General features: G+C 52.0%; 5 protein-coding genes. All 5 read right to left on the minus strand.

The features are described from left to right. Positions 1-450 precede the first annotated feature (450 nt). Complete coding sequence (locus NX720_RS01775; protein WP_262598992.1) at positions 451-3,915, minus strand: ankyrin repeat domain-containing protein; 3,465 nt, start codon at positions 3,913-3,915, stop codon at positions 451-453. A 28-nt stretch (positions 3,916-3,943) separates the two neighbouring features. After that, positions 3,944-7,315, minus strand: a complete 3,372-nt coding sequence (locus tag NX720_RS01780; protein ID WP_262598994.1) for an ankyrin repeat domain-containing protein — start codon at positions 7,313-7,315, stop codon at positions 3,944-3,946. Positions 7,316-7,343: 28 nt separating this feature from the next. Continuing rightward, a complete protein-coding gene (locus NX720_RS01785) occupies positions 7,344-10,898 on the minus strand; it encodes an ankyrin repeat domain-containing protein (protein WP_262598995.1) in 3,555 nt (1,184 codons plus the stop codon). A gap of 268 nt (positions 10,899-11,166) precedes the next feature. After that, a complete protein-coding gene (locus NX720_RS01790) occupies positions 11,167-11,379 on the minus strand; it encodes a hypothetical protein (protein WP_262598997.1) in 213 nt (70 codons plus the stop codon). A gap of 15 nt (positions 11,380-11,394) precedes the next feature. Further along, the gene (locus tag NX720_RS01795) at positions 11,395-14,463 is read right to left on the minus strand and encodes an ankyrin repeat domain-containing protein (RefSeq protein WP_262598999.1); all 3,069 of its coding nucleotides are present in this window, start codon (positions 14,461-14,463) and stop codon (positions 11,395-11,397) included. Positions 14,464-14,597: the final 134 nt, after the last annotated feature.

Raw genomic sequence — 14,597 nt, forward strand, 5'->3', positions numbered from 1 at the left:
AGACGGCTCTCAGCTAGTTCTCGTCCAAAAACGTAGCCACCTGATAATCGATAAAATTTGATCTGAGAATGAATGAAGCTCATCTGCTTTTTATAAACTATCTTTCCCGGAGCCTTTAATCACAAGTGACAGCAAAGGGCAGCAAAAAAGAAAAGACCTCAAATGCGTAAAAAAAGCAATAAGCAGTGTAGTCTGAATTTCCTATGTACGGAACAAAAAGCCTCTTCCAATATGAACGATGGAAGTTGTTGGGAAAGTACAGAGTACCGCCTTTATTCAAACGACGCATGGCCAGCCTGGTCAGATGACCGTGATCGCGCTGCGCATCAAACCACCTTCGAACTTCCTGGAGTTTGAGAAGGTAGGCGGGTCGATAAAAATCGGGCCATAGTCGTTTTTATCCCGTTCAAAGCGATGATTTACGTAGCACTGCAAGTCGTATTTAGCCAGTTATTGGTCTGACTGTTGACTATTCTCCTCGGCAGCGGTCAGAAGTTCCGCACACCCGGTCTGGCCGTTCCGGTTAGCGATGTGCAGCGGAGTGTCACCGTTCGTCGTCAGGGAAGCCTTAACATTCGCCCTAGCCTTGATCAGAAGCTCCACGCACCCGGCATGACCGCCTTGGGCAGCGATGTGCAGAGGAGTGGCACCATTCGTCGTCCGGGCAGCCTTAACATCCGTCCCGGCCTTGATCAGAAGTTCCACGCACCCGGTATGACCGTTCTCGGCAGCTAAGTACAGAGGAGTGCTACCATCTGTCGTCAGGGCAGCATCAACACCCGCCCCGGCCTTGATCAGAAGTTCCACGCACCCGGTATGACCGTTCTCGGCAGCGTAGGAAAGAGGGGTGGCACCATCCGTCGTCAGGGCAGCATCAACAGCCGCCCCGGCCTTGATCAAAAGTTCCACGCACCCGATATGACCGTTCTCGGCAGCGAGGTGCAAAGGAGTGGCACCATCCGTCGTCAGGGCAGCATCAACATCCGCCCCGGCCTTGATCAGAAGTTCCACGCACTCGGTACGACCTTTCAGGGCAGCGAGGTGCAGAGGAGTGGCACCATTTGTCGTCAGGGCAGCCTTAACATCCGCCCCGGCCTTGATCAGAAGTTTCATGCACTCGGTATGACCGACTTGAGCAGCGAGGTACAGAGGAGTGGCACCATCCGTCGTCCGGGCAGCATCAACAGCCGCCCCAGCCTTGATCAGAAGTTTCATGCACTCGATATGTCCGCCTTGGACAGCGAGGGGCAGAGAAGTGACACCATTCGTCGTCCTGGCAGCATCAACAGCCGCCCCGGCCTTGATCAGAAGTTTCATGCACTCGGTATGACCGACTTGGGCAGCGAGGTGCAGAGGAGTGTCACCATTCGTCGTCAGGGCAGCCTTAACATCCGCCCCGGCCTTGATCAGAAGTTTCATGCACTCGGTATGACCGACTTGGGCAGCGATATGCAGAGGAGTGGCACCATTCGTCGTCAGGGCAGCCTTAACATCCGCCCCGGCCTTGATCAGAAGTTTCATGCACTCGGTATGACCGACTTGGGCAGCGATATGCAGAGGAGTGGCACCATTCGTCGTCAGGGTAGCCTTAACATCCGCCCCGGCCTTGATCAGAAGTTTCATGCACTCGGTATGACCGACTTGGGCAGCGATATGCAGAGGAGTGGCACCATTCGTCGTCAGGGTAGCCTTAACATCCGCCCCGGCCTTGATCAGAACTTTCAGGCACTCGGTATAACCTTGGGCAGCGAGGTGCAGAAGAGTGTGACCATCTGCCCTCAGGGCAGCACCAACAACTGCCCCGGCATCGATCAGGGTTTGCAAAAACCCTGCATGACCCTTCAGGGCAGCAACGTGCAACAAACTGATGCCGGAACCCGAAACGGCTGAACGAAACTGTTCATTGACAATACTACTGTCTATTTCCAGCAGACGCTGCAATGTTTCCAAATCCCCGTTACGAGCAACATTCAGAGGCAAGGATTCACAGAATTCAGAGTCTTCATAAAGCTTGCTGCCGTCCACTCGCACCAGCGGCAAAGCTCTTTGCCGACAATAAGCACACGAAAGTGATGCAAGAGCCGTAGCCGGAGCCTGCTCCCTAAGCCATCCGGCAATGCACTCCAGATGATATTGGTGATTACAGTTCGTCTTGACGACCGAAATAGTGCCTAAGTCACTCCTGCAGATGGAGCACTTGTCACCCTGTAACTTCTCATTTCCTTCTGCAGCGGTTGAGCGCCCCCCCGCTACTGAAATACCAGCTTCTGGCTTCTCCTTTTTGCAAGGTCCGTGGCAAGGTGAGCAGTCGATGGTCTTGCTGTATGTATGTTTATCGTTGTCGGGTGGCTCTTCCCCCTCATCGCCTTTCTTCCAGCCACTCTCATTTTTATTGCCCCGGGGAACTTTGTTTCGGGGGACGTTTGAATTTGAGCCTTCTTGACTGCCTGCTGCCTCAGATGAACTGGCCTTGCGTTTTTGCTGATTCTGGCCTCCGCCTTCCTGGTGGGGTACCTGCCTCTCATCGTACTGGCTTGAAAGATCAGCCGAAAACATCGCCCGGAACTGACGCGCCAGTGCTTCAAGACCAGAAACCAGAAACTCAGTTTGTTTTGTTGACACGTTAATGTCGTCTGTTTCCAGCTGCAACTGTTGTTCCAGCCGTCTTCTCAATGCCTGGTAAACCAAACCCGCGTCCGTAAGTCGCCACCGGTCGTAGAACAGGGCTTCTTCATGTGTCAGCTCACCGGGAACAATGAGAATGCTCTGATAGTCAGTGTTTACGTGGTGTTGAGACAGCGCCTGTTTCTCGGCGTCATCATCACGCTGCCACAGCTCCCGGTCATCAGTAGCCAGCGATGCCCTCAGGAATGACAAAATCCCCAGGGAACCCTGATCGTTTTCCGTTATTCCGGTTGCGGATGTATCCAAATCAGTCAGGTATTCAAGGTCAGCGGCAATCAGCATGATCCTGTTATCAAGAATCCGGGCCAGGTCACCATGACCCCGGACTATGGCCTGTTGCATTTTTTTTCGGAGGATTTTTAACAGTTGTCGTTTATTTTCCAGATTCTTCCTGATCAGTTCTTCCGCTGAATCCTGCTCCGGGTACTCCCTGTCGCCGTAGACAATGATCAGTGGTTCAGGCTCGGCATCGAAGGTGTAATGAGTGCTGTCATTATCGTCATCGTCACCGCCACTCCCGGAAGCCACCAGACTACCAGTGACGATACCTGCAATGTCCTTCAGATCTTCAGTATCCAATAATGCGAGATAGCTTTGTGTCTGGATGTTGAGCAGTTTTTCGTACAAAGCAACCAGGCTGACACTCTGGAGAATGTTGTCCCGGGTAATAACTACCCGCATAGAGGCATCACTGACAGAAACAACAGCGACAGGATAAGACGGTCTTTTAACAAGTTGCTGCCAGTTAGCAATCGCCTGATCCAGCTCTCCCTCAAGCCTGTTTCTTTTTCTGTCGTTTGCCTCTCTGGAAAAAGCACCGTCAGGAATCAATCTGTTTTTTAGCAGTGTTTTTAAAAAAGATGTCCAGAACGGTGATTCCGCCTGTAACGGATTTTTGTGGCTTAATACGTTTCCGGGTCTGCCAGAAAAAACAACACCGGCGCTTCCGGCAGTTGAAAAAACGGTTGACAGGAAATAGAAAAGCAAACTGTCAGAGAAAGGAGAAAAAACTGCCCTGCTATCGTCAACAGGTTTAAAACATACCTGACCGCTGTCGGCTAAAAACGAATCAGCTAAAAACGCCTTTCCTGAAAAACCTGCCGTTAAATCACTGACTGGTTTACAGATAACACCGTCGGTGGCAGCAAAAAGCGCTGAACTGGCAAACAGGAAGATAATAAAAAGTCGTAAAAAGTCAGCACTCAGAGATGTCAGGTAATTATGCACCATTAAGCTCCTGCCTACCGTATTTAGCCAGTTATTGGTCTGACGGTTGGCTATTCTCCTCGGCAGCGGTCAGAAGTTTCGCGCAACCGGTCTGGCCGTTCCGGTTAGCGGTGCGCAGCGGAGTGTCACCATTCGTCGTCAGGGCAGCCTTAACATTCGCCCCGGCCTTGATCAGAAGTTCCACGCACCCGGTATGACCGTTCTCGGCAGCTAAGTACAGAGGAGTGCTACCATCTGTCGTCAGGGCAGCATCAACACCCGCCCCGGCCTTGATCAGAAGTTCCACGCACCCGGTATGACCGTTCTCGGCAGCTAAGTACAGAGGAGTGCTACAATCTGTCGTCAGGGCAGCATCAACACCCGCCCCGGCCTTGATCAGAAGTTCCATGCACTCGGTATGACCGCCTTGGGCAGCGAAGTGCAGAGGAGTGGCACCATCCGTCGTCAGGGTAGCCTTAACATCCGCCCCGGCCTTGATCAGAAGTTTCAGGCACTCGGTATAACCTTTGTTGGCAGCGATGTGCAGAGGAGTGACACCATCCGTCGTCAGGGCAGCATCAACAGCCGCCCCGGCCTTGATCAGAAGTTTCATGCACTCGGTATGACCGACTTGGGCAGCAAAGTGCAGAGGAGTGGCACCATCCACCGTCTGGTCAGCACCAACATCCGCCCCGGCCTTGATCAGAAGTTTCATGCACTCGATATGTCCGCCTTGGGCAGCGAGGTGCAGAGAAGTGTCACCATTCGTCGTCAGGGCAGCCTTAACATCCGCCCCGGCCTTGATCAGAACTTTCAGGCACTCGGTATGACCGACTTGGGCAGCGATATGCAGAGGAGTGGCACCATTCGTCGTCAGGGTAGCCTTAACATCCGCCCCGGCCTTGATCAGAACTTTCAGGCACTCGGTATAACCTTGGGCAGCGAGGTGCAGAGGAGTGCCACCATCCGTCGTCCGGGCAGCATCAACAGCCGCCCCGGCCTTGATCAGAAGCTCCACGCACCCGGTATGACCGTCTTGGGCAGCAAAGTGCAGAGGAGTGGCACCATCCACCGTCTGGTCAGCACCAACATCCGCCCCGGCCTTGATCAAAAGTTCCATGCACCTGGTATGACCGCCTTGGGCAGCGGAGTGCAGGGGAGTGACACCATCCGTCGTCAGGGTAGCCTTAATATCCGCCCCGGCCTTGATCAGAACTTTCAGGCACTCGGTATAACCTTTGTAGGCAGCGATGTGCAGAAGGGTGAGACCATCTGCCCTCAGGGCAGCACCAACAACTGCCCCGGCATCAATCAGGGGTTGCAAGCACTCCGTATGACCATTCAGGACAGCAGCGTGCAACAAACTGATCCCGGAACCCGAAACAGCTGAACGAAACTGTTTACTGGCAATCCTGCTGTCTAGTTCAAGCGAACGCTGCAGCGTTTTCAAATCCCCGGCACGACAAGCTTGCAGAGGCAGGTCTTCGCAGAATTCAGAGTCTTCATCGAGCTTGCCACCGTCCACTCGCACCAGCGGCAAAGCTCTTTGCCGACAATAAGCACACGAACGTGATGCAAGAGCCGTAGCCGGAGCCTGCTCCCTAAGCCATCCGGCAATGCACTCCAGATGATATTGATGATTACAGTTCGTCTTGACGACCGAAATAGCGCCTAAGTCATCCTTGCAGATGGAGCACTTGTCACCCTGTAACTTCTCATTTCCTTCTGCAGCGGTTGAGCGCCCCCCCGCTACTGAAATACCAGCTTCTGGCTTCTCCTCTTCGCAAGGTCCGTGACAAGACGGGCAGTCGATGGTCTTGCTGTATGTATGTTTATCGTTGTCGGGTGGCTCTTCCCCCTCATCGCCTTTTTTCCAGCCACTCTCACTCTTATTATCCCGAGACGCTTTGTTTTTGCGGGCGTTTGAATTTGAGCCTTCTTGACTGCCTGCTGCCTCAGATGAACTGGCCTTGCGTTTTTTCTGATTCTGGCCTCCGCCTTCCTGGTGGGGTACCTGCCTCTCATCGTACTGGCTTGAAAGATCAGCTGACAACATCCCCCGGAACTGACGCGCCAGCGTTTCAAGACCAGAAACCAGAAACTCAGTTTGTTTTGTTGACACGTTAATGTCGTCTGTTTCCAGCTGCAACTGTTGTTCCAGCCGTCTTCTCAATGCCTGGTAAACCAAACCCGCGTCCGTAAGTCGCCACCGGTCGTAGAACAGGGCTTCTTCATGTGTCAGCTCACCGGGAACAATGAGAATGCTCTGATAGTCAGTGTTTACGTGGTGTTGAGACAGCGACTGTTTCAGGGCGTCATCATCACGCTGCCACAGCTCCCGGTCATCAGTAGCCAGGGATGCCTTCAGGAATGACAAAATCCCCGGGGAACCCTGATCGTTTTCCGTTATTCCGGTTGCGGATGTATCCAAATCAGTCAGGTATTCAAGGTCAGCGGCAATCAGCATGATCCTGTTATCAAGAATCCGGGCCAGGCCACCATGACCCCGGACTATGGCCTGTTGCATTTTTTTTCGGAGGATTTTTAACAGTTGTCGTTTATTTTCCAGATTCTTCCTGATCAGTTCTTCCGCTGAATCCTGCTCCGGGTACTCCCTGTCGCCGTAGACAATGATCAGTGGTTCAGGCTCGGCATCGAAGGTGTAATGAGTGCTGTCATTATCGTCATCGTCACCGCCACTCCCGGAAGCCACCAGACTACCAGTGACGATACCTGCAATGTCCTTCAGATCTTCAGTATCCAATAATGCGAGATAGCTTTGTGTCTGGATGTTGAGCAGTTTTTCGTACAAAGCAACCAGGCTGACACTCTGGAGAATGTTGTCCCGGGTAATAACTACCCGCATAGAGGCATCACTGACAGAAACAACAGCGACAGGATAAGACGGTCTTTTAACAAGTTGCTGCCAGTTAGCAATCGCCTGATCCAGCTCTCCCTCAAGCCTGTTTCTTTTTCTGTCGTTTGCCTCTCTGGAAAAAGCACCGTCAGGAATCAATCTGTTTTTTAGCAGTGTTTTTAAAAAAGATGTCCAGAACGGTGATTCCGCCTGTAACGGATTTTTGTGGCTTAATACGTTTCCGGGTCTGCCAGAAAAAACAACACCGGCGCTTCCGGCAGTTGAAAAAACGGTTGACAGGAAATAGAAAAGCAAACTGTCAGAGAAAGGAGAAAAAACTGCCCTGCTATCGTCAACAGGTTTAAAACATACCTGACCGCTGTCGGCTAAAAACGAATCAAACGAATCAGCTAAAAACGCCTTTCCTGAAAAACCTGCCGTTAAATCACTGACTGGTTTACAGATAACACCGTCGGTGGCAGCAAAAAGCGCTGAACTGGCAAACAGGAAGATAATAAAAAGTCGTAAAAAGTCAGCACTCAGAGATGTCAGGTAATTATGCACCATTAAGCTCCTGCCTACCGTATTTAGCCAGTTATTGGTCTGACGGTTGGCTATTCTCCTCGGCAGCGGTCAGAAGTTTCGCGCAACCGGTCTGGCCGTTCCGGTTAGCGATGCGCAGCGGAGTGTCACCATTCGTCGTCAGGGCAACCTTAACATTCGCCCTGGCCTTGATCAGAAGTTCCACGCACCCGGTACGACCTTTCAGGGCAGCGAGGTGCAAAGGAGTGGCACCATCCGCCGTCCGGGCAGCATCAACAGCCGCCCCGGCCTTGATCAGAAGTTCCACGCACTCGGTATGACCGCCTTGGGCAGCGATGTGCAGAGGAGTGCCACCATCCGTCGTCAGGGCAGTATCAACAGCCGCCCCAGCCTTGATCAGAACTTTCAGGCACTCGGTATGACCGCCTTGGGCAGCGATGTGCAGAGGAGTGGCACCATTCGTCGTCAGGGCAGCATCAACAGCCGCCCCAGCCTTGATCAGAAGTTCCACACACTCGGTATCATTGTTCTTGGCAGCGAAGTGCAAAGGAGTGACACCATCCGTCGTCCGGGCAGCAACAGCCGCCCCTGCCTTGATCAGAAGTTCCATGCACTCGGTAAGACCGCCTATGGCAGCGATGTGTAGAGGAGTGACACCATCCGTCGTCCGGGCGGCATAAACAACCGCCCCAGCCTTGATCAGAAGTTCCACGCACTTGGTATGACCTTTCAGGGCAGCGAGATGCAGAGGAGTGGCACCATCCGTCGTCCGGACAGGATCAACAGCCGCCCCTGCCTTGATCAGAAGTTCCATGCACTCGGTAAGACCGCCTAGGGCAGCGATGTGTAGAGGAGTGACACCATCCGTCGTCCGGGCAGCATCAACATCCGCCCCGGCCTTGATCAGAAGTTCCACGGATCCGGTAAGACCTTTCAGGGCAGCGAGGTGCAGAGGAGTGGCACCATCCGTCGTCCGGGCAGCATCAACAGCCGCCTCGGCATTGATCAGAAGTTCCATGCACTTGGTATGACCTTTGAGGGCAGCGATGTGCAGAGGAGTGGCACCATTCGTCGTCCGGGCAATATCAACAGTCGCTCTGGCCTTGATCAGAAGTTCCACGCACCCGGTATGACCGTTCTCGGCAGCGATGTGCAGAGGAGTGGCACCATTCGTCACCAGGGCAGCATCAACAGCCGCCCCAGCCTTGATCAGAAGTTCCACGGACCCGGTATGACCTTTCAGGGCAGCGAGGTGCAGAGGAGTGGCACCATCCGTCACCAAGGCAGCATCAACAGCCGCCCCAGCCTTGATCAGAAGTTCCACGCACTCGGTATGACCGCCTTGGGCAGCGAAGTGCAGAGGAGTGACACCATCCGTTGTCAGGACAGCATCAACAGCCGCCCCAGCCTTGATCAGAACTTTCAGGCACTCGGTATGACCTTTTTGAGCAGCCATGTGCAGAGGGGTGGCACCATTCGTCGTCAGTACAGCATCAACAAGCGCCCCGGCATCGATCAGAGGTTGCAAGCACTCTTTGTGACCGTTCAGGGCAGCAGCGTGCAATAAACTGATGCCGAAACCCGAAACGGCTGAACGAAACTGTATCCTGGCAATACTACTGTTCCTATTCAGCAGACTCTGCAGTGTTTCCAAATCCCCGGCACGACAGGCTTGCAGAGGCAGGGATTCAAAAAATTCAGAGTCTTCATCGAGCTTGCCGCCGTCCACTCGTACCAGCGGCAAGGCTTTTTGTCGACAATAAGCACACGAAGGTGATGTAAGAGCCGTAGCCGGACCCTGCTCCCTAAGCCATCCGGCAATGCACTCCAGATGATATTGGTGATTACAGTTCGTCTTGACGACCGAAATATCTCCTAAGTCATTCATGCAGATGGAGCACTTGTCGCCCTGTAACTTCTCATTTCCTTCTGCAGCGGTTGAGCACTCCCCCGCTACTGAAGTACCAGCTTCTGGCTTTTCCTTTTTGCAAGGTCCGTGGCAAGGTGAACAGTCGATGGTCTTGCTGTATGTATGTTTATCGTTGTCGGGTGGCTCTTCCCCCTCATCGCCTTTCTTCCAGCCACTCTCCTTCTTATTGTCCAGAGGCGCTTTGTTTGTGCGGGTGTTTAAATTTGAGCCTTCTTGCCTGCCTTCTGCAGTGGCTTTGTGTTTTTCCTGATTCTGACCTCCGCCTTCCTGATGGGGTACCTGCCTCTCATCGTACTGGCTTGAAAGATCAGCCGAAAACATCGCCCGGAACTGACGCGCCAGTGCTTCAAGACCAGAAACCAGAAACTCAGTTTGTTTTGTTGACACGTTAATGTCGTCTGTTTCCAGCTGCAACTGTTGTTCCAGCCGTCTTCTCAATGCCTGGTAAACCAAACCCCCGTCCGTAAGTCGCCACCGGTCGTAGAACAGGGCTTCTTCATGTGTCAGCTCACCGGGAACAATGAGAATGCTCTGATAGTCAGTGTTTACGTGGTGTTGAGACAGCGCCTGTTTCAGGGCGTCATCATCACGCTGCCACAGCTCCCGGTCATCAGTAGTCAGCGATGCCTTCAGGAATGACAAAATCCCCGGGGAACCCTGATCGTTTTCCGTTATTCCGGTTGCGGATGTATCCAAATCAGTCAGGTATTCAAGGTCAGCGGCAATCAGCATGATCCTGTTATCAAGAATCCGGGCCAGGTCACCATGACCCCGGACTATGGCCTGTTGCATTTTTTTTCGGAGGATTTTTAACAGTTGTCGTTTATTTTCCAGATTCTTCCTGATCAGTTCTTCCGCTGAACCCTGCTCCGGGTACTCCCTGTCGCCGTAGACAATGATCAGTGGTTCAGGCTCGGCATCGAAGGTGTAATGAGTGCTGTCATTATCGTCATCGTCACCGCCACTCCCGGAAGCCACCAGACTACCAGTGACGATACCTGCAATGTCCTTCAGAGCTTCGGTATCCAAAAGTGCGAGATAGCTTTGCGTCTGGATGTTGAGCAGTTTTTCGTACAAAGCAACCAGGCTGGCACTCCGGAGAATGTTGTCCCGGGTAATAACTACCCGCATAGAGGCATCACTGATAGAAACAACAGCGGCAGGATAAGACGGTCTTTTAACAAGTCGCTGCCAGTTAGCAATCGCCTGATCCAGCTTTCCCTCAAGCCTGTTTCTTTTTCTGTCGTTTGCCTCTCTGGAAAAAGCACCGTCAGGAAGCAATCTGTTTTTTAACAGTGTTTTTAAAAAGGATGTCCGGGACGGTGATTCCGCCTGTGACGGGTTTTTGTGGCTTAATACGTTTCCGGGTCTGCCCGAAAAAACAACACCGCCGCTTCCGGCAGTTGAAAAAATGGTTGACAGGAAATAGAAAAGCAAACAGTCAGAGAAAGGAGAAAAAACTGCTCTGCTATCGTCAACAGGTTTAAAATATACCTGACCGCTGTCGGCTAAAAACGAATCAGCTAAAAACGCCTTTCCTGGAAAGCCTGCCGTTAAATCACTGACTGGTTTACAGATAACACCGTCGGTGGCAGCAAAAAGCGCTGAACTGGCAAACAGGAAGATAATAAAAAGTCGTAAAAAGTCAGCACTCAGAGATGTCAAGTAATTATGCACCTTTAAGCTCCTGCCTACAGCTCGGAGTTATTGAAATTATGCACAAGACGGCTCTCAGCTAGTTCTCGTCCAAAAAACGTAGCCACTTGATAATCAGTAAAATTTGATTTGAAAATGAATGAAGCTCATCTGCTTTTTATAAACTATCTTTCCTGAAGCCTTTAATCACAAGTGACATCAAAGGACAGCAAAAAAGAAAAGACTTCAAATGCGTAAAAAAGCAATTAGCAGTGTAGTCTAAATTTCCTATGTACGGGACAAAAAGTCTCTACCAATATGAACGACGGAAGTTGTTGGAGAAGTACAGAGTACCGCCTTCATTCAAATGACGTATGGCCAGCCTGATCAGATGACCATGATCGCGCTGCGCATCAAACACGCCTTCGAACTTCCTGGAGTTTAAGAAGGTGGGCGGGTCGATAAAAATTGGGTCATAGTCGTTTTTATCCCGTTCAAAGCGGTGATTTACGTAGCACTGCAAGTCGTATTTAGTCAGTTATTGGTCTGACGGTTGACTATTCTCCTCGGCAGCGGTCAGAAGTTCCGCGCACCCGGTCTGGCCGTTCCGGTTAGCGATGCGCAGCGGAGTGTCACCGTTCGTCGTCAGGGAAGCCTTAACATTCGCCCTGGCCTTGATCAGAAGCTCCACGCACCCTGTATGACCGCCTTGGGCAGCGATGTGCAGAGGAGTGGTACCATCCGTCGTCCGGGCAGCCTTAACATCCGTCCCGGCCTTGATCAGAAGTTCCACGCACCCGGTATGACCGTTCCCGGCAGCATAGTACAGAGGAGTGATACCAACCGTCGTCAGGGCAGCATCAACAACCGCCCCGGCCTTGATCAGAAGTTCCACGCACCCGATATGACCGTTCTCGGCAGCGAGGTGCAGAGGAGTGTCACCAAACGTCGTCCGGGCAGCATCAACAGCCGCCCCAGCCTTGATCAGAACTTTCAGGCACCCGGTATGACCACCTTGGGCAGCGATGTGCAGAGGAGTGACACCATCCATCGTGAGGGCAGCCTTAACATCCGCCCCGGCCTTGATCAGAAGTTCCACGCACCCGGTATGACCGCATTGGGCAGCGATGTGCAGAGGAGTGGCACCATTCGTCGTCAGGGCAGCATCAACAGCCGCCCCGGCATTGATCAGAAGTTCCACGCACTCGGTACGACCTTTCAGGGCAGCGAGGTGCAGAGGAGTGACACCATCCGTCGTCCGGGCAGCATCAACAGCCGCCCCAGCCTTGATCAGAAGTTTCATGCACTCGGTATGACCTTTGTGGGCAGCGAGGTGCAGAGGAGTGGCACCATCTGTCGTCAGGGCAGCATCAACATCCGCCTTGGAATTGATCAGAAGTTTCACGCACTTGGTATGACCGCACTGGACAGCGATGTACAGAGGTGTGGCAGCATTTGTCGGCAGGGCAGCACCAACAACCGCCCCGGCATCGATCAGGGTTTGCAAAAACCCTGCATGACCATTCAGGGCAGCAACGTGCAACAAACTGATGCAGGAACCCGAAACGGCTGAACGAAACTGTTCATTGACAATACTACTGTCTATTTCCAGCAGACGCTGCAGTGTTTCCAAATCCCCGTTACGAGCAACATTCAGAGGCAAGGATTCACAGAATTCAGAGTCTTCATAAAGCTTGCTGCCGTCCACTCGCACTAGCGGCAAGGCTTCTTGTCGACAATAAGCACACGAACGTGATGCAAGAGCCGTAGCCGGAGCCGGAGCCTGCTCCCTAAGCCATCCGGCAATGCACTCCAGATGATATTGGTGATTACAGTTCGTCTTGACGACCGAAATAGTGCCTAAGTCACTCCTGCAGATGGAGCACCTGTCACCCTGTAACTTCTCACTTCCTTCTGCAGCGGTTGAGCGCCTCCCCGCTACTGAAATACCAGCTTCTGGCTTCTCCTCTTCGCAAGGTCCGTGACAAGACGGGCAGTCGATGGTCTTGCTGTATGTATGTTTATCTTTGTCAGGTGGCTCTTCCCCTTCATCGCCTTTTTTCCAGCCGCTCTCACTCTTATTATCCCGAGACGCTTTGTTTTTGCGGGCGTTTGAATTTGAGCCTTCTTGACTGCCTGCTGCCTCAGATGAACTGGCCTTGCGTTTTTTCTGATTCAGGTCTCCGCCTTCCTGATGGGGTACCTGCCTCCTATCGTAATGGCTTGAAAGATCAGCCGAAAACATAGCCCGGAACTGACGCGCCAGCGTTTCAAGACCAGAAACCAGAAACTCAGTTTGTTTTGTTGACACGCTAATGTCGTCTGTTTCCAGCTGCAACTCCTGTTCCAGCCGTCTTCTCAATGCCTGGTAAACCAAACCCGCGTCCGTAAGTCGCCACCGGTCGTAGAACAGGGCTTCTTCATGTGTCAGCTCACCGGGAACAATGAGAATGCTCTGATAGTCAGTGTTTATCTGGTGTTGAGACAGCGACTGTTTCAGGGCGTCATCATCACGCTGCAACAGCTCCCGGTCATCAGTAGCCAGCGATGCCTTCAGGAATGACAAAATCCCCGGGGAACCCTGATCGTTTTCCGTTATTCCGGTTGCGGATGTATCCAAGTCAGTCAGGTATTCAAGGTCAGCGGCAATCAGCATGATCCTGTTATCAAGAATCCGGGCCAGGTCACCATGACCCCGGGCTATTGCCTGTTGCATTTTTTTTCGGAGGATTTTTAACAGTTGTCGTTTATTTTCCAGATTCTTCCTGATCAGTTCTTTCGCTGAATCCTGCTCCGGGTACTCCTTGTCGCCATAGGCAATGATCAGTGGCTCAGGCTCGGCATCGAAGGTGTAATGAGTGCTGTCATTATCGTCATCGTCACCATCACCGCCACTCCCGGAAGCCACCAGACTACCAGTGACGATACCTGCAATGTCCTTCAGAGCTTCGGTATCCAAAAATGCGAGGTAGCTTTGCGTCTGGATGTTGAGCAGTTTTTCGTACAAAGAAACCAGACTGACACTCCGGAGAATGTTGTCCCGGGTAATAACTACCCGCATAGAGGCATCACTCACAGAAACAACAGCGGCAGGATAAGACGGTCTTTTAACAAGTCGCTGCCAGTTAGCAATCGCCTGATCCAGCTCTCCCTCAAGCCTGTTTCTTTTTCTGTCGTTTGCCTCTCTGGAAAAAGCACCGTCAGGAAGCAATCTGTTTTTTAACGGTGTTTTTAAAAAGGATGTCCGGGACGGTGATTCCGCCTGTAACGGTTTTTTGTGGCTTAATACGTTTCCGGGTCTGCCCGAAAAAACAACACCGGCGCTTCCGGCAGTTGAAAAAACGGTTGACAGGAAATAGAAAAGCAAACTGTCAGAAAAAGGAGAAAAAACTGCTCTGCTATCGTCAACAGGTTTAAAACATACCTGACCGCTGTCAGCTAAAAACGAATCAGCTAAAAACGCCTTTCCTGGAAAGCCTGCCGTTAAATCACTGACTGGTTTACAGATAACACCGTCGGTGGCAGCAAAAAGCGCTGAACTGACAAACAGGAAGGTAATAAAAAGTCGTAAAAAGTCAGCACTCAGAGATGTCAAGTAATTATGCACCTTTAAGCTCCTGCCTACAGCTCGGAGTTATTGAAATTATGCACAAGACGGCGCTCAACTAGTTCCCGCCCAAAAACGTAGCCAACTGATAATCGATAAAATTTGATCTGAGAATGAATGAAGCTCATCTGCTT

It is taken from the genome of Endozoicomonas euniceicola (assembly GCF_025562755.1).
Lineage (GTDB): Bacteria > Pseudomonadota > Gammaproteobacteria > Pseudomonadales > Endozoicomonadaceae > Endozoicomonas_A > Endozoicomonas_A euniceicola.